Origin of the sequence: Methanosarcina sp. KYL-1, from assembly GCF_024372725.1 — an archaeon.
In the GTDB taxonomy this organism is placed as follows: domain Archaea; phylum Halobacteriota; class Methanosarcinia; order Methanosarcinales; family Methanosarcinaceae; genus Methanosarcina.
Genome location: NZ_VOUA01000001.1, coordinates 282,247 through 305,277, shown reverse-complemented (window position 1 = coordinate 305,277; position 23,031 = coordinate 282,247). Strand labels below are relative to the sequence as shown.

General features: G+C 45.7%; 20 protein-coding genes. 4 read left to right on the top strand and 16 right to left on the bottom strand.

The genetic code is table 11. The features are described 5' to 3' along the window. Window positions 1-10: 10 nt before the first annotated feature. Window positions 11-229: a hypothetical protein gene (locus tag FTO70_RS01425; protein ID WP_255333908.1), complete on the top strand. Its 219-nt coding sequence runs from the start codon at window positions 11-13 to the stop codon at window positions 227-229. Between the two features lie 28 nt (window positions 230-257). Here FTO70_RS01425 and FTO70_RS01420 read toward each other — a convergent pair whose 3' ends face one another. Next, the gene (locus FTO70_RS01420) at window positions 258-446 is read right to left on the bottom strand and encodes a hypothetical protein (RefSeq protein ID WP_255333907.1); all 189 of its coding nucleotides are present in this window, start codon (window positions 444-446) and stop codon (window positions 258-260) included. 914 nt (window positions 447-1,360) lie between these two features. Between FTO70_RS01420 and FTO70_RS01415 the strand changes: the two genes are divergently transcribed. Continuing rightward, window positions 1,361-1,786, top strand: coding sequence for a hypothetical protein (locus FTO70_RS01415; RefSeq protein ID WP_255333906.1), 426 nt, complete (start codon window positions 1,361-1,363; stop codon window positions 1,784-1,786). Between the two features lie 99 nt (window positions 1,787-1,885). Here the strand turns inward: FTO70_RS01415 and FTO70_RS01410 are convergent, their stop codons facing one another. From FTO70_RS01410 to FTO70_RS01395, 4 genes are all read right to left on the bottom strand, one after another. Then, window positions 1,886-2,740, bottom strand: coding sequence for a winged helix-turn-helix domain-containing protein (locus FTO70_RS01410; protein WP_255333905.1), 855 nt, complete (start codon window positions 2,738-2,740; stop codon window positions 1,886-1,888). 1,466 nt (window positions 2,741-4,206) lie between these two features. Then, the gene (locus FTO70_RS01405) at window positions 4,207-5,571 is read right to left on the bottom strand and encodes an MFS transporter (RefSeq protein ID WP_255333904.1); all 1,365 of its coding nucleotides are present in this window, start codon (window positions 5,569-5,571) and stop codon (window positions 4,207-4,209) included. A gap of 166 nt (window positions 5,572-5,737) precedes the next feature. Then, window positions 5,738-6,772 (bottom strand): uroporphyrinogen decarboxylase family protein, encoded by a 1,035-nt coding sequence (locus FTO70_RS01400; protein WP_255333903.1) that lies wholly within the window; start codon window positions 6,770-6,772, stop codon window positions 5,738-5,740. 90 nt (window positions 6,773-6,862) lie between these two features. After that, window positions 6,863-7,657 (bottom strand): corrinoid protein, encoded by a 795-nt coding sequence (locus tag FTO70_RS01395; RefSeq protein WP_255333902.1) that lies wholly within the window; start codon window positions 7,655-7,657, stop codon window positions 6,863-6,865. 859 nt (window positions 7,658-8,516) lie between these two features. Here FTO70_RS01395 and FTO70_RS01390 point away from each other — a divergent pair. Beyond that, the gene (locus FTO70_RS01390) at window positions 8,517-10,262 is read left to right on the top strand and encodes a chromosome segregation ATPase (RefSeq protein WP_255333901.1); all 1,746 of its coding nucleotides are present in this window, start codon (window positions 8,517-8,519) and stop codon (window positions 10,260-10,262) included. A gap of 32 nt (window positions 10,263-10,294) precedes the next feature. Here the strand turns inward: FTO70_RS01390 and FTO70_RS01385 are convergent, their stop codons facing one another. From FTO70_RS01385 to ahaH, 11 genes are all read right to left on the bottom strand, one after another. Further along, on the bottom strand, window positions 10,295-10,750 hold the full coding sequence (locus tag FTO70_RS01385) for a DUF1699 family protein (RefSeq protein ID WP_255333900.1): 456 nt from the start codon (window positions 10,748-10,750) through the stop codon (window positions 10,295-10,297). 63 nt (window positions 10,751-10,813) lie between these two features. After that, on the bottom strand, window positions 10,814-13,114 hold the full coding sequence (hypF, locus tag FTO70_RS01380; RefSeq protein WP_255333899.1) for a carbamoyltransferase HypF: 2,301 nt from the start codon (window positions 13,112-13,114) through the stop codon (window positions 10,814-10,816). A gap of 317 nt (window positions 13,115-13,431) precedes the next feature. Beyond that, entirely contained in the window at window positions 13,432-14,055 is a 624-nt protein-coding gene (locus tag FTO70_RS01375) for a V-type ATP synthase subunit D (protein WP_255333898.1), read from the bottom strand. A 5-nt stretch (window positions 14,056-14,060) separates the two neighbouring features. Further along, on the bottom strand, window positions 14,061-15,443 hold the full coding sequence (locus tag FTO70_RS01370; RefSeq protein ID WP_255333897.1) for an ATP synthase subunit B: 1,383 nt from the start codon (window positions 15,441-15,443) through the stop codon (window positions 14,061-14,063). 2 nt (window positions 15,444-15,445) lie between these two features. Next, window positions 15,446-17,182, bottom strand: coding sequence for an ATP synthase subunit A (locus FTO70_RS01365; protein WP_255333896.1), 1,737 nt, complete (start codon window positions 17,180-17,182; stop codon window positions 15,446-15,448). After that, window positions 17,173-17,478, bottom strand: coding sequence for a V-type ATP synthase subunit F (locus FTO70_RS01360; protein ID WP_255333895.1), 306 nt, complete (start codon window positions 17,476-17,478; stop codon window positions 17,173-17,175). The genes FTO70_RS01365 and FTO70_RS01360 overlap by 10 nt, the downstream gene beginning before the upstream one ends. Next, window positions 17,478-18,557, bottom strand: a complete 1,080-nt coding sequence (locus tag FTO70_RS01355) for a V-type ATP synthase subunit C (RefSeq protein ID WP_255333894.1) — start codon at window positions 18,555-18,557, stop codon at window positions 17,478-17,480. The genes FTO70_RS01360 and FTO70_RS01355 overlap by 1 nt, the downstream gene beginning before the upstream one ends. Window positions 18,558-18,563: 6 nt before the next feature. After that, window positions 18,564-19,115: a V-type ATP synthase subunit E gene (locus FTO70_RS01350; protein WP_255333893.1), complete on the bottom strand. Its 552-nt coding sequence runs from the start codon at window positions 19,113-19,115 to the stop codon at window positions 18,564-18,566. 201 nt (window positions 19,116-19,316) lie between these two features. Continuing rightward, window positions 19,317-19,568: a V-type ATP synthase subunit K gene (locus tag FTO70_RS01345; RefSeq protein ID WP_255333892.1), complete on the bottom strand. Its 252-nt coding sequence runs from the start codon at window positions 19,566-19,568 to the stop codon at window positions 19,317-19,319. Window positions 19,569-19,572: 4 nt separating this feature from the next. After that, window positions 19,573-21,522 (bottom strand): V-type ATP synthase subunit I, encoded by a 1,950-nt coding sequence (locus FTO70_RS01340; RefSeq protein ID WP_255333891.1) that lies wholly within the window; start codon window positions 21,520-21,522, stop codon window positions 19,573-19,575. Continuing rightward, on the bottom strand, window positions 21,515-21,844 hold the full coding sequence (gene ahaH, locus FTO70_RS01335) for an ATP synthase archaeal subunit H (protein ID WP_255333890.1): 330 nt from the start codon (window positions 21,842-21,844) through the stop codon (window positions 21,515-21,517). The genes FTO70_RS01340 and ahaH overlap by 8 nt, the downstream gene beginning before the upstream one ends. Window positions 21,845-22,808: 964 nt before the next feature. On the opposite strand from ahaH, the gene FTO70_RS01330 reads away from it, so the two are divergent. Then, on the top strand, window positions 22,809-23,024 hold the full coding sequence (locus FTO70_RS01330; RefSeq protein ID WP_255333889.1) for a hypothetical protein: 216 nt from the start codon (window positions 22,809-22,811) through the stop codon (window positions 23,022-23,024). The last annotated feature ends 7 nt before the right edge of the window (window positions 23,025-23,031 follow it).

The window sequence follows — 23,031 nt, the reverse complement described above, 5'->3', positions numbered from 1 at the left end:
TACAAGAATAATGATAAAAAAGCTGACTCACAGAAAAAAGCCATTATTAAAGGAGGAAAATTGTCAGAAAAGAGATTTTTTCGGAGAAATCCGGCTTTTCGTGCATTATTTGGCATTAATCAGCCGGAAACCCGAAAACCTGGAAAATAAAATTTCAAAATTAATTTGGTACATTTTTGGAAAAGAGGAAGAAAAGCACTCTCTACCCGATGAAAACATGCACCTGTAGACTTTTAGTGTCATGAGAACGTGGCATTTCAGGTCAGTTTAGGCACCACAAGCACAGCTACTCCATACAGGAGTAACAGAAGTAAAATCTGAATAAAGATCACATCCAGATAATAAGCTTTAGATCCTATCCCTTTGGCCTGATTTTCCCCTTCACCCTGAGAAGCAGGTCTTTTTTTCTCTTTATTTCCAATTTGATCTTTCATTCCTTCTCCCATGCGATCACCTTTTTCATCGAACTTCTTACACCTTTTCGCCTGATTATCCCTTTTGCTTTGATTTTCAATTCCTTTCTTATCATCTCGGAACTATTGTCGGCACGATATACACATAAACAATGTACAGGATTACCAAGAACAAAATATGCATAAAAACCAGATCAACGACCCAGGTTTTTACCCTGAACTTCACCAAATTACCTTCCTCCCATCGAACTCCCTTGAAAGTTAGCTCAAATTCATTTCAGATAATTTCCTCCATATAGCCGGTTTCTATCGGAGCTGCAAACACGCAGTATAATAGGGGGCCTGTAAACACAAGTTGGGCAACAACCACTTTTTTAGAGTAAGTGAAGCCCAATTTCTTCTAAAAAATCTCCATTTAGAAAATGGACAACATCGTATATTAATTTACTCATTTTGAGAATTAGTTTTAAATGTATTTATAAATCGATTTATCTACAACACCTTGTATAATAGTTTAATAATGAATAGATATATTTAAAAAAGTAAATATAAGATTGTTATTTCAATTAACTAAATATAATAATTTTAGAAATTTGACAAATAATTTACAGAGTTTGGAGAATCAGAGAGTATAGAGTAACATTGAGGAATAATTAGCCCGATTACAGAAATAATTTATAATGTGTGAGAGCGAGGCCCACGCCCACAAATAAGAATACCAGATCAAAATATATTGAGATGAATAAAAATGAAACTATACAAAAAATAATTTACATCGAAAGTATATTAATCGATAAATATAAAACAATGATTAAAAATATAATTATAAACTCATTTTTTTAGTTGATATTAGAGTATCCTGAAATATAATACATTTTTTTTATAAATGTTTGATTCATAAAAAGTAAGATATGAAGTAGAATATATAAAAAAGAAAGAAATTCCTATTGGACAAAACCCGCATCTCTGTAAGTTTTTTCATTATATATTTAAATAAATATTATGCATTTAAAAACTTAAAAAAAATTAAAATAATAACTAAAGTTTTATATGCAATAATTTTAGATTTAACATATGCCAAGATGTTTTCAGAGTGGAAACATTTTCTCCCCTATAAAAAAGCCGCATTGAAAGTGGGATGGATAATGAGCAACACGATTGAAAAGATGTACGGAGGGCCGGCTGTCTTTTTGCTGGTTGTCGGAATACTGATAAGCACAATTCTGTTTTATTTCATGTTCAAATACGCCGATGAAGGGAATTTAATGATGGTAATTGCAATTCCCCTGGTAATCTCACTTCTCGCCTTTGGGATTGCCAGGGGCGTGGCCTCTTCCATCAAAGATATATCCAACCAGAGAGGAAAAGACTGACAATTCTCCGGAAAAAATACTCTAAAAATTTTACCAGATTGCCTGTATTATTTACAGGCAACCCCTTTTTAATCTTGTAAATCCCATCGTAAAAAAGACTCAGAACTTATTGGCTTTCGTGATGTTGTATCCCGTAACTTCCATTTTCCCGGTGTCCGGGTCGATGTAGACAAGGTTTGAGATGCTTGAATAATAAGTAAAGAGTTCCCTCCCCCATTTGAGGGCACTGTCCTCGTAACTTATCATGGTAGTCCCGTCAAACCTCCCGTTCCTGTCAAAAAGCCACATAGCCATGAAAGTATCCGTGACTACCAGGGAAAGAGGCCCTATATGGCCGTTACGCATGGAGATGCTCATGTTTTCATGGGAAAGGAAGCTGTTAAACTGCTCAGGGTAATCATCAAGGAATTTATCGAAAATCTGTTCCGTAAGCACTAAAGCAATTTTTGCATTTTTGGCCAGGAGCTTCGAAAAGATACTGACATTCTGGGGCTGGAAGGTTGAACTGGCCATCATGACGTATTTGGAGTTCAGGACGTTTTCGGCAAAAGTGGGATGGAACTCAAAAAGGCAGTCCCGGTCCGCTTCCAGCAACTCGCAATGTTTCAGGTTTCCGATACGCTTGCGCATATGATAGGGAATCTCACTCAGGTCCCGCGACTCCCAGTACTCATGGTTCTCCACATAGACATTTATAATGTTAAGAAACTCTTCGATTTTTTCAACTATCAGGGCACCCATGTCAGAGAGCTGATATAGATCTCCGGCGGGATCGTAGGTTAAAAGGTTCCACTTAAGAAGTTTCTTAATCTGAGGCATCAAAGCGCTTGAACTGACGTCAAGTGCCTCTTTGATTTCATCGATGTTTTTTGGCCCTTCGCGTAAAAGCAGGACCAGTACATTTTTTCTTTTTTCAGAAAGGAAGATTGTTTTTATCAGGCACGAGGGATCCAATCTCAATCACCAGAAACTTATAAATCATCTTCAAAGAGGGAAAATACAGCACCACAATATAGCAACGTAATGATATCAACCCAGGAAAATAGATGAATATATTTTAAGATTAATAAGTAACACTACTATAGAGATCTTGATATTAAAAAGTTATTATTTATTCAGTATCAAAAAGTAATTAAATAACGGAACCAGAAAATCAAAAAAACAGTATCTAATAGCTTTTCTCTATATCAATTTTCTGCCATTTAAGAAGCTCAAAAGCTCCAGGAACTGACAAAAAATAGAAGAACTGAAGAAATAGAAGAACTGAAGAAATAGAAGAACTGAAGAAATAGAAGAACTGAAGAAATAGAATTCTCAGGCAAAGTGACCTAGAACCGTTGAAGAGGTTGCAATACCCCCGTGCACTGGAGGTTTAAGTGCGGGGAAGCATCAAAGTTACCCTGTCAGGCAGTCCGGGTTCAACGTACCGATCATCAGGACAGACAAAATGGCAAATCTGTCAGGGATCCAAAAGTTCCCGAAGTGCCGACCAGAAATAGTTCTCCCGTGCAGGCGCAAAAAATGGCAAATATGCGCCTGCACAGGGGGTATTGCAGGTCTTACTACTTGCTTTTGGGGGATATATGACAACAGTGCCCATGGAGAGGGTTGGGAGCACTGTCATCAGCGTGATATATTGTTCCGAAACCGGCTGAAAAGCCGGAAGATGCAATATGGAAGCGTTTCTCCGGACTATAGCCGGCCGGAGCAGCCTCAATGGGAGAGTAACTGAATAAAACCTGTTTGAAGAGCACTTCAGGACAGGCTCATAGAGAGGCTGCATTAGAAACTGAGATCTTCCGCCATTCAGCATTCAGATTCGGGATTCTTCAAATTTTATCTCTCTTCAATAGAGGAGTAAATGAGGCTCTTTGTCGGTTTTTACGGAACATTTGCACAATAAAGCACCACAGCACACATTTTTCAAACCTGTCTTTACATACATTTCCATACAATGGTTGATCCTGCACTTTTCCTGGAGGTCCTGCCCCCGTAAAAAGAAACAAGAGCCTGTTTAACATGAGTTCTATGGAATTGAGGAGTAAAGTTCAGAAATTCCTGAAGCTCTGCTGTGTAAAGGCAGTTTGCCCGGGAAATTCCTTTATTTTTTTATATGAACTCACTCCGTTTGTAGTCGTTTTTGAATGATTCCAACTTATTAGGAGGTTAAATTGTTGGGTTGAAAACCGTTTTTGAGTAACTTTAACGTTTTTTGAAGGCATTGGTGGTTTTAAAGATGTTTTTGAGTAATTTTAACGTTTTTTGAAGGCAATTGGTGGTTTTAAAGACTTTTTTGAGTAATTCATTCGAATTTAGGGGTTTTGAATGGGGTTAATTCACCTTCAACCGGGGAAAAATCCCACTCCCGTTGGGCTGGCAACGGATCAGACGTTGCCAGCCGACTATTATAATGTTTAGTCTTACCGTTCCGAACTTACCGGAACTTCGCTTGCGTCAGAGACTTTTACAGGGGCAACCTTTTCTGAGCCTCTTTCCTTGGAAACCAGGAGGCAGAGGAAGGCAAAGACCATGCATGCAAACATCAGGAGCCAGACAGACTTGTACTGGGCTACGGAAGCGGTGGTCCCGCTGGAAACTTCCATCATCTTGCCGGTTATGGTCATGAAGATGGCTCCTCCGAGGAAGGGGAAGATGTTGTATGCACCAGTTGCGGTCCCTACGATTGATGCGGGGAACCATTCCTTGACCTGAGCGTAGGAGACAACAAAGAAACCGCCAAAGAACCCGAAGAGGAAGTGGATAACGGTGTATGCGGTTGTGCTTGTGATGTTTCCTGCCTGAGACCAGAGCACGCCCCAGAGCACGATGTAGACTGCAGTGCCTGCAATCAGGACTTTCTTCCTGGACTTAAGCACCTTGTCCGAGAGGTAACCTGCAATCGGACAGCCGAAGATCATGCCGATGGCGATGAAAGAAAGGACACCTGCATAGGTAGCCTTGTCCCAGCCGAGCACGTCCCTGAAGAAGGGGCCGCCCCAGAGTCCCTGGTAGACCATCAGGCTTCCGTACATGAAGAAGAACCAGATGGACAGGGGCCAGAACTTCATCCCTGAGCTGAAAGTCTGCTTGAGGGCTTCTCCCATGGGGATTTTTGCAACAGCCTTTGGAGGGACATAGTTTTCTCCTTTTTCGTAGGCTTCAATCTCGGGGATTGAGGGGCATTCCATATCTTCAGGTCTGTCCTTTACCAGCATGAAGATAGCCACTGCGAGCAGCACTGAGAAGACACCGAGCATGAGGAAGACTTTCTGCCAGTCTCCGAAGGCAGCTGCCATTATGGCAAGGGGACCTGCAGCACTGAGGGCACCGATGTTTCCTATTGCAAGGAGAACACCTGACATGGAGGCAAACTCGTTCTTTTTAAACCAGATGGCAAGGACCTTCATCACGGGGATGTAGACCATTGCTACCCCGATCCCGATGAGCACCCTTCCGATGAGGACCATCGTGAAGCTGGTTGCAACCCCCGTAAGGATGGCTCCCACGGCAGCCAGCAGGGTAAAGACACCAGCGGTCTTTTTGACACCCCAACTGTCACTGAGGATGCCGCTCGGAAGTTGCATGGCCGTGTACGCATAGAAGTAAGCGGAACCAAGAAGCCCTATTGATGCGGCTCCTACTCCGAAACTGTTCATAATGTCAGCCGCGACCACTGCGGTAGACACACGGTGGAAATACACGAAGAAATATGCGAGAGCCAGGATGACAAATACTACCCAGCGATACTTCAACACTTTGTTCATTTTCTCCAGATTAATTCCCATAGCTATCGCTCCCAACGATAATAACACAGAATACATAACAGAAGAATCAGAAGCCTGAAACTCCAGCATTCCGGAAAGGAAAACCGGGTTTTCAGACCCCCTTCTGTTTAAAGAAGATATCAGAACTGTCTTTTTTTACAAAGATCTTAAGATCTTATTTTCGAAATCAGAGCTTTTCTGCTGACCAGTCAGCTACGGCCTTGACCCAGGTCTTGAGCCTGTCGGAGGTGCTGAGGGGGGGAGTTCCGCAGCCAAGCATGCTTGCTTTTGCTCCGCCATCAAGGGCGTCCCGAACTGCTCCGGTGATCTGCTCTTCCGTACCTTCAACCATCAGGAGTGGAGTGATGTTCCCGGCAACAGGCACCTCGCCTGCAATCTTTGTAACTTCACTCATCTTTACTGCCTGCTCAACACTGAGACCGTTTGCACCTGTGGATGCCATACCCTCAATAATCGGGGTAGTGTCACCGCAGATGTGAAGTTCCCACGGGCACCCAAGGTTGTGGACGAAGTCCCCTAGCTCCTTTTCTGCCGGAACACCCACTTCATAGTAGAATTCAGGCATCACGAGGTTCGGGGACGCGGAGGCATCGGAATAGTAAAGAACGTCGGCTCCGGCCTCAACGCAGGCCTCGGCATAGATCTTGTTGATCTCAAGAGCCACATCGATCCATTCATGCATCTTCTGCATCTGCTTTTCTTTCTGCAGACACTTGATGCTGAGCACGGAAAGGTTCTCGGCACCCATCAGGTCTCCTGCCAGGGTGACGGGGGCCACAAGAAAGGCAGTAATCGCTGCATCCGGGAATTTTTCCTTTGACAGTTTAATGGCGTCAATTGTGGTCTTTACAAATTTGTCTTCGAGGAAGTTGTCGTACTTTACTTCTTCGGGCTTGTTGAAAAAGCTCCTTACCGAGGGCTGAATATCGATTCTTCCCATTTTCACTTCAAGGCCAAGGGCAATAGATTCGATAAACATACCAAAGGGCATGACGATATTGTCAAGCCCGGCATCCGTGTGCATCAGGCTAACGGTATTGACCATCATCTCTGCATTGGAGTGATAGTCAGGCCAGACACTTCCGCTCTTCTCGATATATTCCTTGACCATAGTAGAGCCGGTGATCACAGGGACCCTGTCAACTGGCTTTTTATCGAGCATTGCAAGGACCCTTTCTTTTGATGTCATCTCAGCTACCATGTTTTTAGCTCCTTTTTTACTCCTTTTTTACTCCTTTTTTTATTGTGCTCAACGCACAGGTCGATTCAAAAAATAAATTCTGTGGAAAATTCAGCCCCATCTTACACTTTCAGGGGGGAAGTCAAAGACAGCTGCCTTTAACCAGTTTGCTGCACTGGCGGCATCGTGAGGGGACACGTCAGCCCCGATCTGGGAAGCATATTCGGTTGTGATAGGAGCGCCGCCCACCATCACCATTACCTTGTCCCTTATGCCTTCGTCTGAGAGCATCTTGAGAACCCTTGGCATCTCTGCCATGGTAGTGGTCATCAGGGTGCTCATGGAAATTGCTGTTGCCTTGCTCTCCTTTGCAGCTTCGATGAACCTGGAGGCAGGTACGTCATTTCCAAGGTCCACACAGTTGAAGCCGTTTGCACTGAGAAGGGTCTTTACAAGGCTCTTCCCGATATCATGGACATCGCCCTCGACCGTGCCGATAACAACCGTTGCGGGCTTTGAGCCGCTGTTTTCGTCCCGCTTCATAAGGGGAGCGAGGAGATCCATCCCGCCGTACATTGCATTCGAAGCGATCAGAAGCTGGGGGACAAAAGCTTCTCCATTTTCGTATTTCTTACCGATCAGGCTCATGCCTGTAGCGAGTCCCTCGATGAGGGTCTTGAAGGGGTCCAGGCCAATCTGAATTGCAACCCTTGTCCAGCCCTGGGTCATTTCTTCCTCGCCGTCCATAACGAGGAGAGCGAGTTTTTTGAGGGTGATTGTTTCCACATCAGCTCCAGTATCCAGAAGTTTCTGGGTGAGCTCTTCTATTGCATCTTCATCCTCGTCTTCTGCTGCCTCGTCCAGCTCTTCAATTATTCCCTGAACTTCTTCCGGTAAATCATCCATTTTCAATACCTCTGATAAATTTCTGCAATACTCCACAATTTTATACTCATTTTACTGCATCTAAGAGTTGCTGCATCTGAAATTTGCTGTATCTGAAATTTGCTGCATCTGAAATTTGCTGTATCTGAAATTTGCTGCATCTGAAATTTACTGCATCTGAAAAGGTATTGGGAAGGATCCGGATCTTCTCCTTTTCTCACAGAAAGCAAGCAAGTATAAGTTTCAAAAATAGATATAATAACCGACATCGGAAAAACGAATCTCATTGATAGAAAAGCGTCTCTGGTAATAATAAGCATGAGTATTAAAAAATCAATATTATTCAATTTAATGAATAATCTCTGAAAAATTAATGGATCCTTATTCAGGAGAAGCCCCGGATAAAAAAGATAGAGTGTGATCAGATAAAGAGCCCCTGAAGAATGGGACCTGATAATTCAGAAGACATCCCCTCATAAAAACGGAACTGTATATTCCATATCAACGCCGTTTACGGAATCAACGCCGTTGATTTTTCAGCAGGGCGTAATTTCCGGATGAAGCCCCAAATATAAACTATATATTTATATTCAGATAGACGCTCGCCATACATTTCCATAGTATATATAAGTGTCGAGGCAAAAGAACAGAATTCGCAAGCTTCTGCCATTGTACCTGGAAAACTTGTAATTAACTACTGCCATCTCCAGAAGATATGACCAGCTTTTAAACATTGAAGCCCTTTTTATGGGGTAGGCTAAGCCGCCTCTGCCGGAAGCCCGGATTATTCACTCTACAAATTTACGGCAGAATCACATAACTTTTATTAAATGTTACGCTTATTATAATCCAGAAACTACGACTGTCATGAGGCCCACGCATGGAAGACCCTGTTGTCTCAAAAATAAAAAAGCAATTTTTCAAAAAAGGAAACCCCACGCAAATTCCGCTGATGAACGGGAAACAATTCTTTGAAGCCCGAGCCGAACTGGACGGAATCTATGTTGACAACCTGAGAAACCAGCCGTTTCTCCCCTGGAGCGTCTTTTCCGAAGCCATTGAGGTCCTGAAGGCAAACGGCGGACAGGCAAAGAAAGGAAGCGCTATGAATGCCAGGCTGGGAGACCCGAACCTGGACCTTAACACCGTGGAAGGGCATATTGCCCACAGAGTCTACGGCTGCAAGATAGGAGATAGCGTGTTCAGGAGGATTACTCCTATAGCCTGCGTCCTTGCCTGGGCGGAGATTTGTGAAAACTCAAGGGGGCAGCTCAGCCTGCTTTCGGAGGAAGAGGAAGTCCAGGCTTTTGAAAGTGAAGAGGCCGTGCCTTTAACTCCCGAGCAAGAAGAAATAAAAGAAATGCAGGACCCTCACACAAATTCCCTCCGCTTGCAGCTCACAAGCAAGGATATGGAACTCAAGAGCCTGGAAACAAAGCTTGCAAACAGGGAAGAAAACCTGAAAAAACTTGAGGAACAGCTTGCTGAAAGCGAAAAAATAAACTGCAGGCTTGAGGGGGAGCTTGAATCAGGAACCGCAAAAATCAAAGCTCTGGAGGAGCAGCTTTCCGGCCCTTCCGAAACGATCAAAACCCTTGAAGGGGAGCTTGCAAACAGAAACACAAGGCTGGAAGAACTTGGGAAACTTGTCTCTGAAAAAGACAGCAAACTCGAATCTTTCGGGCTGCAGATCGCAGAGAAGGATGAAGCAATAAAAAGCTTTGAAAACCAGCTAATCAAAAAAGACGGGACAATAGAAGAACTTGAAGGCAGGATCGCTGGAAAGGATGAAAACATAAAAGGCTTTGAAAACCATCTCGCCAAGAAAGATGAAAAGCTAAAGGAATTCGAAAGCAAGATCAATGAAAAAGATGAAAAGCTAAAGGAATTCGAAGGCAGGATCGCTGAGAAAGAGGAGAAGCTAAAGGAATTCGAAAGCAAGGTCACTGAAAAAGAGGAGAAACTAAAGGAGATTTCAACTCAGCTGAGTGAAAAAGAAGAAACGATAATAGCTTTTGAAGCAAGGATCCAGGAAAATAATGCGGAGATGCAGGACCTCCGGGAGAAACTTGAAAGGAAATATGTAGAAATAGAGGAGTTCGAAACCCGGCTTTCGGAAAGGTCCGGAGAGGTGAACAACCTTTTAGAAGAACTCTCTGCAAAGCAGGAGGAAATAAAGGCTCTTGGTGAAAAGCTCTCGGAAAGGGAAACGGACATTGAAAAACTTCAAGAAAGCATCTCAATAAAGGATAGGGACCTCAAGACCCTGGCCTCGGAGGTCATGGCAAATAACGGAGAGGTCAAGAAACTTGAAGAGAAGCTCACAGGGAAGGATAAAAGAATAAACACCATCGAGGCTATGCTTGCTTCGGGGGAAGAAAAAATCAGGCTGCTTGAAAAGAAACTATCTGAACGGCACGAAGGACCGAACCTGGAAGAGCAGCTGAAAGCAAAAGAAGAGCTGATAAAGCAGATGAAAGGGACCCTTGCAAGTAAGGAAGAAGAGGTCTCCCGGCTTAATGAAGAAAACAGGAAATACCGGATGCAGCAGAAGTTTGCTGCCGATGGGCTGAGGCAGATAGAAGAACAGAAGTCTTCAAAGAAACAGTGGTGGAAACTGTGGTGAAGGTGCCGGGACTATCCCGGAATTATTTATATTTAAACGTTGTTCGCCCTGGGGCTTTCAGGGCTCTGAGACGGGGGTAAACCGTGCAGCAGGTGAAGGATCATGTCGGGGCTGATTTTCCTTATGCTTGTAATCTCCCCGATGATCTCGTCTTCGGTCCTTCCCTGAACTTTCAGCTCATTTATTTTTTCGAGCACATAGGCAGGGATTACAAAATAGTTGTTCAGGTCATGCCAGTGCCCGCTGACATCTCCTTTTACCAGGTGGATGCCTGAAGAAGTAAGGTACATTCGTATGAACTTTGAAAGACCATCATAGGAGGAGGCAGGAAGCTGGAGCAGCTCTATCTCCGGGCATGTCTTGAGGAGATTAAAAAGGTCCCGGTCCGAGGGCCGAAAAGCAAGATGCACCGCCGTTTCCTCGGGCTCCAGGCTAAGGATTTCATCCCTGCTCGTCACTACTCTAATGCGTATACTCCCGCGCCCCATTTCTGCTCCCTTTCTTATTTAAGCGCGGATCATTTATTTAATTTTGTATTCCTGTATTTCTGATCAAATCTCAGTATGAAAAGGGCGGATTCCGGCTGCTAGCGCCTGCCCAAAAGATATACAGCCGTCTCCGCAGGGGAGTCGGCGATGGGCAAGAAACTCAAGCCCGGCTTCCTGCACCGTCCCGGCGATACATGAAGTAATGTGGTCGTTATAGGCAACCCCCCCGCTCAGCCCTACTGTCCCGATACCTTTTTTCCCGGCAAGAGAAACAGCAAGCTCCGAAACTCCTCTCGCAAGGCTTTCCTCAAAGGCAAAAGCAAGGTCAGCAGGAGAATATTTTCCGATCAGCTCATAAACCCCCAGAAGAAGTTCCGTAGTATCCAGTACAGGGACTCCCGTTTCTCCCGATTTTATGAAAGAGATCGGAAGGTCGACTACGGAGCTGCCCTTACTTGCAGCGGATTCAAGTTTCATTGCCGGCTCCCCCTCATAAGTACGCTCTCTGCAGATCCCGAGCAGGGCTGCAGCTGCATCCAGCACTCTCCCGGTACTGCTGCTCAGGACAACATTTATCCCCTTTTCTAGCTGCTGGAGCACCGCAGCAAACTCCCGGTTCCCACGGGGAAAAGCAAGGGGCAGTTTTTTCAGTTCGGTTTCCGAAAGGCTGCCGGAAAGTAGACCGAGCACCATTCTGGATGGAGTTCTTGCTGCAAGGTCCCCTCCGGGCATCGGCTGCGGGAGGAGATGGCCCAGGCGTTCGTATCCGAAATAAGAAGATTCAAAAAGCTCCCCTCCCCAGATAGTACCGTCGCTGCCGTACCCTACGCCGTCCAGTGCAATTCCCAGGATTCTGGAATCTGCAGGAAGGGAGTTATCGGCCATCAGGGCCAGGATGTGGGCATGGTGGTGCTGGACCGGAAGCACATTTTCCCCGCCTCTGCTCCTTGCAAAGCGGGTGGTGGAAAAAGCCGGGTGAAGGTCGCATGCCCAGTACTCCGGCTCTATGCCCGTAAGCCGGACCAGGTGCCTGGCCACTTCAGAATGGTACCTTGAGGTCTCCACATGGCCCGTGTTTCCGATATACTGGGAAAGGTAAGCCCGCTTTCCTTTTGCAACCGTCACCGTAGAATTCAATTCGGCTCCCACACCGATTGAAGATTTGACCTCAAAAGGCAGTTCTATGGGCTCCGGCACGAAACCCCGGGAACGCCGGATAAAAGCTGCCCGGCCGTTCACAACCCGGATGACTGTGTCATCATTCCGGTTTGCAACGACCCTGTTGTGGAGGAGATGGAAGTCCGCAATTTCCCCGAGTTTTTCAAGCGCATCTCCATTTTCAACGACCATGGGCCTTCCCGGCAGGTTTGCCGAGGTCATCACATAAACCGCCTCAGGCACCCTATCAAAAAGCAGGTGCTGAGTCCCTGTATATGGGAGCATTACCCCGATATTGTGCAGGCCTGGAGCAACAGGTCCGGCCAGGTTGAAGTCTTCAGACTTCGGAAGCACGGTTATCGGGCGGCGGAAAGATGTGAGGTACTCCCGGCTTACGCTCCCAAGTTCTGCAAAGGATTCCACAACTCCCGTATCCTTTGCCATTACCGCAAAGGGCTGCTCCGGGCGAATCAACCGCCTGCGCAGCTCCGCGACGGGCTCCTCCTGCCTGGCACTGCAGGCTATATGAAAGCCTCCGAACCCTTTTACCGAGAGGATTGCCCCCTTCCGGAGCAGGTCAGAAGCTTTTGCAATTGCTTCATAGTTTTTTTCCAGCAGCTTTCCTTCAGAGTCCGAAAGCCAGAGCATGGGCCCGCAGACGGGACAGCAGACGGGCTGGGCGTGGTACCTGCGGTTTTCAGGATCATTATACTCGGTAACACATTCCCTGCAGAGGGGAAAATCCGCCATGGTGGTATGTTCCCGGTCGTACGGGAGGGACCGGACCGTTGTGTAGCGGGGCCCGCAGTTCGTGCAAACGGTAAAAGGATAGTGGTAATACCTGGATGCAGGGTCAAAGATTTCGGCCCGGCAGTCTTCACAGATGGCCGTGTCCGGGGGGATTATGGAATCCCTGGATTCCCCGGATTCACTTGCCACGATGAAAAACTCGGAATAAGCACAATAAGGCACTTTTTTTGCCTTCGTCTCCAGAATCCGGGCAAGCGGAGGTTTCTTTTGCAGGAGGTCAGCTATAAAAGCTTCAAGGCTTTCCTGCCTGCCTTCTATAAGGACCTCAACGTGGTTTCCAAGATTTTTCACATACCCGAAAAGCCCGTGAGCTTTTGCAAGCCGGTATACGAACGGGCGGAAACCCACACCCTGCACCGTACCGCTAACATGGAGAAGTCTGGCTTCGTTTTGCATAGAGAATTCAGGATTGACATTCGTCGTAAAAATAGTTTTCTAATAAGAAGTAGACTCAAAAACCACAAGAACTAAAAAAGCAACAAATTTGTGCCAGGTCTCGAGATGAAAAAATCATCCCGAAGATTCCGGTCACATAAAATTGGGCAGAATAGTTTTCAGAATTATAATGAACCCCAAAACCAGCATTAAAAGGGAGATCCGCCAGGCTGCCTGAAGCAGGCGGACCTGGTTTTCGGGTTCACCTAATTTGATTACTGCTTTTTCAACCAGATTCGGTCGATCCTTATACGCTGCCATGTTTAAGTCAGGGTTGATCACTTGGCTCTTGCCTTGATCCTCTTCAGCCTGAAGGTGTTTTCCCTTTCCATCTCTTCAAGGGTAAAGCGGATGTACTTCATGATTGAAATGAGCTCGGGAATGACTTTGAATTCGAGAGCGTTCACACGCCTCTTTGTCTTCTCGATTTCATTAAGGAGCCTTTTCATTGTGGTTTCAAGCTCAGCGGCGGTAATGATCTTTTCTACCAGATCCTCATAGGCTTCTGCAGTCTCATCGATATATGAGTTTGTACCGATGATACCGTAACCCCTCTCATAGAGGGGTTTGCGGACTCCAGTAGAGCTGATCTTTGGCACCACAACACCCATGATGTTATGCCCTGAAAGCTGGATTTCAGGGGATTGCTTTGCTGTAAAAGCAGTTGACCTAACAGAAACCACTCCGTTCACAGCACATGCGAGATTGATTTTCCCCACGCCTTTTTCGTAAGCAGCATCCAGCTCGGTTCTGACGTTCCTTGCCTCGTTAAGGATCTTAAAGAACTCAAGAATAAGACCGTCTCTTTTCATCTTAAGGAGCTTGTGCCCACTTTCAGAGAGCTTGATTTTCTTCTTGAGCTGAATTAGCTCCGACCGAGTTGGTTTTACGTCTTGAGCCATAGTAATCACTGAGCCTTTTTGTGTGCAGGATGATATTTCTGGATGTACTTGTTGTCAATCCTACCCAGCTGGTTCATTGGCAGGTGTGCTAGAATCTTCCAGCCGATGTCCAGGGTTTCTGCAATGGTCCTGTTTTCGTTTCTGCCCTGGGTTACAAACTCGTTTTCGAAAAGGTCAGCAAACTCGAGGAACTTCGTGTCTCTTTCGGACAGGGCTTCCTTACCGACGATAGCCACGAGACCTCTCAGGTCACGCCCTTCTGCATATCCTGCATACATCTGGTCAGAAACAGCCTTGTGGTCATCCCTGGTCTTGTCGCCTCCGATACCGGAGTTCATCAGCCTGGACAGGGAAGGCAGCACGTTGATGGGTGGGTAGATACCCTTCCTGTGAAGTTCCCTGGCAACCACGATCTGGCCTTCGGTAATGTACCCGGACAGGTCAGGGATCGGGTGGGTGATGTCGTCACCGGGCATTGAAAGGATCGGGATCTGAGTAACGGATCCCTTGGCGCCCTTCACAATGCCTGCGCGCTCATAGAGAGTTGCAAGGTCAGTGTACATGTAACCAGGGTATCCACGACGGCCGGGCACTTCATTACGGGCGGCACCCATCTGACGGAGAGCTTCTGCATAGTTAGTTATGTCCGTCAGGATGACGAGAACGTGCATGCCATGCTCGTATGCCAGGTACTCGGCTGCTGTCAGGGCCATACGCGGGGTGATGAGACGCTCGACAGCAGGGTCGTCTGCCAGGTTAAGGAACACAACTGCCCTTTCCAGAGCGCCGGTCTTTTCGAAGTCGCCCATGAAATACTGAGCTTCTTCATTGGTGATACCCATAGCTGCGAAAACCACTGCGAACTCTGCTTCGGACCCGGGCACAGCAGCCTGCCTTGCGATCTGCAGGGCAATTTCGTTGTGCGGGAGACCTGATGCAGAGAAGATAGGCAGTTTCTGCCCACGGACCAGGGTGTTTGTTCCATCAATTGTGGAAATCCCGGTCTGGATGAAATCCTTTGGAGGCATCCTGGCGTACGGGTTCATTGCAGCCCCATTGATATCCAGAAGCTGGTCTGGCACAATCCTGGGCCCGCCGTCCAGAGGATCACCGGCACCTGAAAGGATCCTGCCGAGGAGGTCAATGGATGCAGGAAGTTTCAGGGTTTCCCCTGTGAAAACTATACCGCAATCCTTGTTCAGACCGCCAGTACCTTCAAAAATCTGGACAACCACGATGTCCGCTGAAGAGTCCAGCACCTGACCTCTGCGGGTGGTACCGTCAGGCATGTTGACATTAACGATTTCGTTATAACCTACTGGCTCTGTTTTCTCGACAAAGACAAGAGGCCCTGCAATTTGAGTGATTGTCTTATACTCTTTTACCATGCTCACCTACCTCCCAGAGCTGCAAAATCCTTATCCATCTTTGCAAGGACAGCGTTCATGGAAGCATCAAAGTTCTCCTCGAACTTGACCTTGGGAAGCTCGTCCTTTGATGGCAGCTTGATAATATCCGAAACAAGAGCACCTGCTTTCAGGGCTTCCTGTGCAGCGTCTCCGAACTTCATGATGGCCTGCATGATCCTGTACTGCTCGGAGAACGGGCTGTAGGTATCTATCGGGTGGAACGCATTCTGCTGCAGGAAGATTTCCCTGATCATACGGGTAATTTCAAGCAGGAGCTGCTGTTCATCCGGAAGGGCATCGGAACCGACAAGCTGCACGATTTCCTGCAGTTCGGATTCTACCTGAAGCATTTCCATTGCCCTTTCCCTCATTGCCACATAGTCAGGAGCCACGTTCTCAGTAAACCAACCGTCGAGGCTTTCCTTATACAGGCTGTAACTGTTAAGCCAGTTGATAGCCGGGAAGTGACGCCTCTGGGACAGCTTGGCATCGAGAGCCCAGAACACTTTCACGATACGCAGGGTATTCTGCGTAACAGGCTCTGAGAAGTCACCGCCGGGAGGAGATACTGCTCCAATAACAGTAATGGAACCTGTTTCACCGCAAAGGGATTTTGCAACACCGGAACGTTCATAGAATTCGGCAAGCCTTGCAGACAGATATGCAGGGTAACCTTCTTCACCAGGCATTTCTTCCAGACGGGAGGAGATTTCTCTCATTGCTTCTGCCCACCTGGAGGTGGAGTCTGCCATCAGGGACACGTCAAGGCCCATGTCACGGAAGTATTCCGCAATGGTGATCCCGGTGTACACAGACGCTTCTCTTGCAGCCACAGGCATGTTTGAAGTGTTAGCGATAAGGACGGTACGTTCCATGAGCGGCCTTCCGGTCTGCGGGTCTTCGAGTTCCGGGAAGTCGTGCAGAACGTCTGCCATTTCGTTCCCTCGTTCACCACAACCGATGTAGACCACAATTTCGGTGTCACTCCACTTTGCAAGCTGCTGCTGGGTAACGGTCTTTCCGGATCCGAAAGGTCCGGGGATTGCAGCTGTTCCGCCTTTTGCTACAGGGAAAAGTCCGTCAAGGATTCTCTGTCCTGTAACCAGAGGTCTTGTGGGAAGCAGTTTTTTCCCCACAGGTCTGGGTCTTCTGACAGGCCACCTCTGCATCATCTGCAGTTCGGTCCCGTCAGTAAGGGTACAGACCGTGTCTACTACCGTAAAGTTCCCACTCTTAATATCGGCAACTGTACCGGAGACATCAGGGTGCACCATGATCTTGTGTTCGATGTTCACGGTTTCCTGAACAACACCGATCACTTCTCCACCTTTTACAAAGTCGCCTTTCTTGACAATGGGTTTGAATTCCCATAGTTTTTTGTGGTCAAGTCCGTCTGCAGTGACACCTCTCTGGATGAAGCTGCCCATTTTCTCAAGCAGGACGTGCAGAGGCCTTTGAACCCCATCATAAATACTGGAAAGAAGACCCGGGCCAAGTTCCACTGACAGAGACATCCCTGTAGATACACAGGGCTCCCCTGGCCTGACACCTCCTGTCTCTTCGTATACCTGGATGATGGTCTTGGGCCCTACTATCTGGATGACTTCACCCATTAAACCTTCATTACCGACTTTGACCAGGTCATACATTTTTGCCTGCAAGCCGATAGCGGTGACGACAGGCCCAGCCACACGATAAATTTCACCTTTTACTTCCACAGATCAACACCTACCGCTTGTTTTATTTTTTCTCTTAAACTCATTGAGCCTTCTCCAGATCCTCCCAGGGCTACCACTGTGGGCTGGACAGACTCATTCAAGTTTTTCCTTAATACTTCCGGCAGATTACCAATGTCATCATTATGCATTACAAGAATCCCGATACTCTTATCATCAAGCACTGATTTTACCGCGGACTCGGTGGTTGGGATATCAACGACTTCATAAACTTTTCTGATACCAGCCAGCCTGAACCCCGTGACAAACTCGCTCTTTCCGATCACTGCCAATTCCATTAGATAACCACCAACTGGTCTTTAATTAGTGTATCATCGAGGCCAGCCTCCTTACCCCTGAAGATAATCCGGAGGTTGTTGGCCTCATTGCTCTTGTGAATAATATAATCCATTATAGGCACAATTGAGATCGGAGATACATGCGAATAAGTGGTTGCGGATTCAAGATAGTACCTTGTGAGTCTGCTTTCCACGGCAGTCAGAGAATCCATGTCCGGACCTACGACACCTGAAATAGCATCCCAGTACTGCGTTTTTCGAAGGTCTTCGACAAACTGCTCAAACGGAAGAGATGCGAGTTTTTCAATCTTCAGCTCTAGACCGCCCTCAATCATAAGAGGCATGATCTCGTCAAGCTGCTCAACTCCCGCTTTTTTCAGCCTGAAGAGGGTACCCAGATTCTTGACATCGACTTCCAGTTTGATGAACCTGGCAAAGAGCTTACGGTCCTTGGACCTTGGCTTTCCGATTGCATTAAACAGACCTGAATAATACATCTTGTCAAGTTCGTTTTCGATGTATGCCAGGTTGGTTCCGTCAAATTCCTGCAGCAGGGGGTAATATTCAGACTCTTTCAGGGCCTCAATTATCTCCTGATATGTAGCCATGGCTGCAAGCTCCGACAGGAGGGTGTAGGTTAACTCCCCGCCAGAAACCAGAGACTCCAGGATCTCTTCAACGGATGCGTTGTACAGTTTACCGCGGAGAAGTGTTTTTACATTCCAGACGTCATACCTTTTCAGGTATGCCGTAACAAGGTAATTTGGTTCTCCTGCAGTGATCCGGAGCAGTTTACGATAGGTGAGCGCAAGATTCATGTTTAATGCATGTTCTGCCAGGTCGCCACCGCTGTATTTCATTGCCAATTCATCAACGTCGTTTTTGTATTCAGACTCTTGGATAAAACGGGTAATTTCGTCAATGCTCATGTTGAGAAGCCGCGGGTATGTCTCCCGGGGAAGCAGCTTACTCTTCATCGCACGCACACGGGTTACGGCATAAGCATAGTTGGAAGTGCCTTTTTTCTTCTTATCGGATTTTGAGGGTTTATCCCCCCCATATCTCGCAAAAAGCCGCATTGAACATCACCCGTATAAGATATCAGATATCTGTTTCAACGAACGCTCATACACGTTTTTCAGAATTGAATCGTATGTGAAGTCTAACCTGATTGTTCCGTCTTCGCTTTCCAGAACAATGCCGCCGATACAGTTAATGTTACCAGCGTAGGTCAATTTAGTTAATTTTCGGACAGTCTCTTCTGAATCCTTAGAAGAATATACTCTAGCACCGCTTGCTTCGTACTTGTCGATAACGTATTTCAACAGCTCTTCGTTTTTGGATGCTGGCATCGACTTGATTGACTCAACGGTATTATTATAAACTTTATCCAGAAGTTCCTTGCGCTTGTTAAGCGTAATTCTCTTTACTTCCAGGTTTGCACTTGATATAACCTGCTGGTGCACCTTTTGGAGGTCCTCTTCCACCTTGGCAAGGCTGTCTCCGAGCATTTTCTTCTGTATTTCTTTAGCCTCATTAATAATCTCGGAGGCCTTTGCATCAGCTTCGGCTTTGATACGGGAAACCTCTGCCTGTGCACCCACCTGGATGTCTTTTACAACGATCTCTAGTCCCATGCTTACACCTCCAAATAAATTTAGAGCAAAAAAGTGCTCTAAAGCCTAGAGCAAAAAACTCTAAGCTGCTTAGAGTGCAACGATACCTAAGGGGAAACTTAGAGCATTATAACCGCCCAAGTCCTCAGGCAAGGAAAAAGCACCCGGGGAAGCTTAGAGCGAATGCTCTAAGAAATTTAAGAGCGGGATGCGCTCTTAAATTTAAGCAGAATTGATAAGCAATGCAACGACAAGACCGAAGATAACGATGGTTTCCGGAATGACAGTAAGAATCAGACCCTTACCGAATAACCCTTCGTTTTCTGCCATTGCGCCGATTGCTGCGGTACCGATTTCTTTTTCAGCCCATGCAGATGCAAGGCCGGTTACTGTGATTGCGAGTGCTGCACCGAGTGCTTTCATTCCGTCTGCGTCAAGGATTGGTCCACCAATTATTGCTTCTTCTCCTACCATGTTTTTATTCCTCCGTGTATTTTCTTATGTATCCGAATGGGTTGTATTTTTTACCCCCGCCTTCGTAGAACTTTCCGAAGAATTCGACGTACTGCAACCTGAGTGCATGTAGTCCGGGAGCAATGATACTCAGAACAGTGTTAAGAGCATGTCCGAGTATAAACACAAGTATTGCAGCTATTGCTACGAAACCGATCTGAGAATGGTCAGCCCAGATCATTTTGAAAGCAATATCATTAACCGTACCTGCGATGTAAATCGAAGACAGACCGACTGCGATAATACGGGCATACGACAGCGCATTACCCATAAGAGATGGCAACTCGATCGGACCTTTGATACCCTCACCCATGGTGAGAAGCACAATTCCGAGAACAAGAACGCCAGCACCGACGTAGGTCAACCCGGAGTTTCCTCCAAGATAGCCGGCAGCCGCAACGATTGCACCGAGCTCGATAACGATCCAACTGCCTTTTTCAAGGAATGCATGCTTAAATCCATGGTGCCTGTTGATGTTTGAAAATCCGAGCAGGAACCCGAGATTCAAGTGAAGCAGCCCAATTATGACAGTTGCTGCAATCATAGTCATTACCATGTGAGTCCTGTGGACAGGGAACGTTACATGTTCGCCTCCGAGTCCGGGGAACAGTGTTATGGTTTCCCATCCGGGAATCAAACCAGGCACCACACCATGTGCAGTGTGTAGACTGGCGAGGGAGAATCCCAGGAACTCACCATATATAATTCCGAAGATAAATGTTGATATCTGACAATAAATCAGAATATCCATAAGAGGCTTTACTGCATCTGACTTTACTGCTTTTTTGATCGCCAGCGCAATCGCTCCCAGAATCAAGGCGTACCCGATATCTCCGAGGATTAAACCATACATCAGCGGGAAAGTGATAAGGATCACTGATGATGGATCGATTTCGGTGTACTTGGGCCGAGAATACAGGTCCATGATCTGCTGCATCGGTGCCGCAACTTTGGAGTTGTTGTACTCAACAGGGGCATGCTCCTCCTCCTCTTCTTCAAGTTCGAGTTTGGTGATGTATGCCCGACCGTTGGTGGCACTGTTGACGGCACTGACCACGGTATCGTACTCCTCGCTAGGAGCCCAACCTTCAATTATGAATGCGTTTGCAGACGTAGCAACTCTCAAAGGCAGTTCTGCCTTCTGACTCTCGATACTCAAGACCTCATCGCTGGCAAGGATGAAATCGGCGTACTTGGACTTCAAGGACTCGATCTCAGCCTTCAAGGACTCGATCTTCCTGGTGACTTCGGCTTCCTTCTGTTCGAGTAACTTTAACAGCTCGCTTGGGACACCACCTCTTTCCGGAACTCTGAGTTCTCTAAATCCAAGACCCTGAAGTAATTCGTAGACTTTGTCGGCATCCCCTTTGGCTACAAACAGTACGACCGTTTTTGTTTGAGGGTCAAAGTACAGTTCGTAAGCTTTGGTGATGCTTGAAACCTGACTTCCGTCCAGGCTTCCCTTTATAGCACCTGCGAAAACCTTAAGGCTCTCGTAGCCACGATAGTAATCAAAGTCAAGGGGAATGGACAGATAAGGAAGAAGTTCCCGCTTCTGGGAATCCAGATCCTTCAGCTCGTTCTCGAGCTGGGCAATCATTTCAGTGTTTTGCATGATTGCCCTGTCCAGTTCATTCAACTTTGAATCAAGGTCGCGTAAGACGGCGTCAGATTTCTGAACTACCGGTTCTTTTTGTACAATCCCCAAATAATTGGCGATAGAACGGATCTTCACAAGCTTTTTAGAGACTTCGTCTGCGTTTTTAAATGGCTTGCTGATCTTAAAACCAGATTCGTCTTCGACAAAATCTTCGACATGAAAGAGATTCGTATCATGTAGTGCATCGATGGTTTCTTTAAAAATGCTTTTATGTCCGACAATGACGGCCCTTGTCATCTCTTTAGGTCTACTCATTAAGGACCGCCCTCTCAAACTCCTGTACAAGGTAATTGACGGATTTGTCTATGTTAGCTTGAGCTTTTTGGGACATGGCTAATGCGTTTTGCTCACCATCGTTGACGATCTTATCTCTTTCCTCCAGAATCTTTTCTTCACCTTCCTTAAAAGAGTCTTGTGCAGCTTTGTGTGCATCGATTTCGGCTTGCTTCAGGATTTCCCTGGATTCAGCCCGAGCATCGGAAATGCGCTTGTTTTTTGCATCGATGGCTTCGTCAACCACCGATTTTGCATTCCCTTCTGCTTTTTTTATTTCAGATAAGATTTCATTTTTAGCCATGTGAATCTCCGTCTCTCAAAATTTAATATATAAATTAATAATTAAAAATCCCTACTCCAGTGGAGGTAGTTAACAAATCCTTCGTGAAAGAACTATATAACAGCTTCGGTTTTATCAAAGAAGATGATGTTATTTGTAATGATTAATCATTAGGTAAAAACAATTGAAGAAATTTTTAAGAAATATGGAAATATAAATAGCAAAATATATGGGCAAAATCCAAAAGATTAAATATTACTGTAAAAAATAATTGAGTGCAAACTGTAATATATTGTTAAGTAATAAGGAAGCGCTTCCTGAAAAAATAACTGCATAAAAACAAGACAAAAGGAAGAGATACCTTACAAAAAATAACTGCATAAAAACAGAATAATTAAGAGATCCCTCCTAAAATAACTGCATAAAAACAGAATGGGGAGAGGGGGATCCAACATATTTTGTAAAAACCTGCCTTTTGAGCAGGCAATCGGACCTTTTTTCAGACTCAGAGATTAACCCCTTTTACCAGAACTTATAACAAATGCTTTATTCGAAATACATTTCATGTGTCTTCGGTTAGTGAGGAATTGTGATAAATTGTCTCCATTCCCACGACAGTTGTAAAAAATGTCAACGTGTTGCGAACTGGAACAAGGTATCGATTTCACGTTACGAGACCAAAATTTAAGGCATGCTTCGGTACAAAATCGATAGCTATCAGGCAAGAAAATTCTTAACCGATGACCAATGAAATACATATTAAAAATAAGGTCATCATGCATTAAACCGTGTTTTGAGCAAAGTTTGAGCAAGGTTTGAGCAAGGATTACGAGCAAGCGTTACGAACTCAGTTTATGAGATCCTGCTATTGAAAAAATGAATCATTAGATATATGAAATAAATCTGAAAAAACGAATATCAGAATCGACATCCTGCATATGCCCCCAGGAAAAGGACATTATTTCTGTCATCGTTTTGTGGATAATTGCTTAGAAACCTGCAACTATATTTCCAACTCAAAAGAAAGACATTTAATAAGGAAATAAAAAAAAAAGAAAAAGGGAAAGAAAAAGGGAAAGAAAAAGGGAAAAGAAAAAGGGAAAGAAAAAGGGAAAAGAAAAAGGGAAAGAAAAAGAGAAAAGAAAAAGGGAAAGAAAAAAGAAAAGAAAAAGGAAAAAAGAACCAGAAAAACTGGAACTAAAAAAGTT

Bases quoted from the DNA above. Each gene is read 5' to 3' on its own strand.
- FTO70_RS01425 (WP_255333908.1), top strand. From the start codon at position 11: ATGATAAAAAAGCTGACTCACAGAAAAAAGCCATTATTAAAGGAGGAA.
- FTO70_RS01420 (WP_255333907.1), bottom strand. From the start codon at position 446: ATGGGAGAAGGAATGAAAGATCAAATTGGAAATAAAGAGAAAAAAAGA.
- FTO70_RS01405 (WP_255333904.1), bottom strand. From the start codon at position 5,571: ATGGGAATTAATCTGGAGAAAATGAACAAAGTGTTGAAGTATCGCTGG.
- FTO70_RS01400 (WP_255333903.1), bottom strand. From the start codon at position 6,772: ATGGTAGCTGAGATGACATCAAAAGAAAGGGTCCTTGCAATGCTCGAT.
- FTO70_RS01395 (WP_255333902.1), bottom strand. From the start codon at position 7,657: ATGGATGATTTACCGGAAGAAGTTCAGGGAATAATTGAAGAGCTGGAC.
- FTO70_RS01390 (WP_255333901.1), top strand. From the start codon at position 8,517: ATGGAAGACCCTGTTGTCTCAAAAATAAAAAAGCAATTTTTCAAAAAA.
- FTO70_RS01385 (WP_255333900.1), bottom strand. From the start codon at position 10,750: ATGGGGCGCGGGAGTATACGCATTAGAGTAGTGACGAGCAGGGATGAA.
- hypF (WP_255333899.1), bottom strand. From the start codon at position 13,114: ATGCAAAACGAAGCCAGACTTCTCCATGTTAGCGGTACGGTGCAGGGT.
- FTO70_RS01375 (WP_255333898.1), bottom strand. From the start codon at position 14,055: ATGGCTCAAGACGTAAAACCAACTCGGTCGGAGCTAATTCAGCTCAAG.
- FTO70_RS01370 (WP_255333897.1), bottom strand. From the start codon at position 15,443: ATGGTAAAAGAGTATAAGACAATCACTCAAATTGCAGGGCCTCTTGTC.
- FTO70_RS01360 (WP_255333895.1), bottom strand. From the start codon at position 17,478: ATGGAATTGGCAGTGATCGGAAAGAGCGAGTTTGTCACGGGGTTCAGG.
- FTO70_RS01355 (WP_255333894.1), bottom strand. From the start codon at position 18,557: ATGCGGCTTTTTGCGAGATATGGGGGGGATAAACCCTCAAAATCCGAT.
- FTO70_RS01350 (WP_255333893.1), bottom strand. From the start codon at position 19,115: ATGGGACTAGAGATCGTTGTAAAAGACATCCAGGTGGGTGCACAGGCA.
- FTO70_RS01345 (WP_255333892.1), bottom strand. From the start codon at position 19,568: ATGGTAGGAGAAGAAGCAATAATTGGTGGACCAATCCTTGACGCAGAC.
- FTO70_RS01340 (WP_255333891.1), bottom strand. From the start codon at position 21,522: ATGAGTAGACCTAAAGAGATGACAAGGGCCGTCATTGTCGGACATAAA.
- ahaH (WP_255333890.1), bottom strand. From the start codon at position 21,844: ATGGCTAAAAATGAAATCTTATCTGAAATAAAAAAAGCAGAAGGGAAT.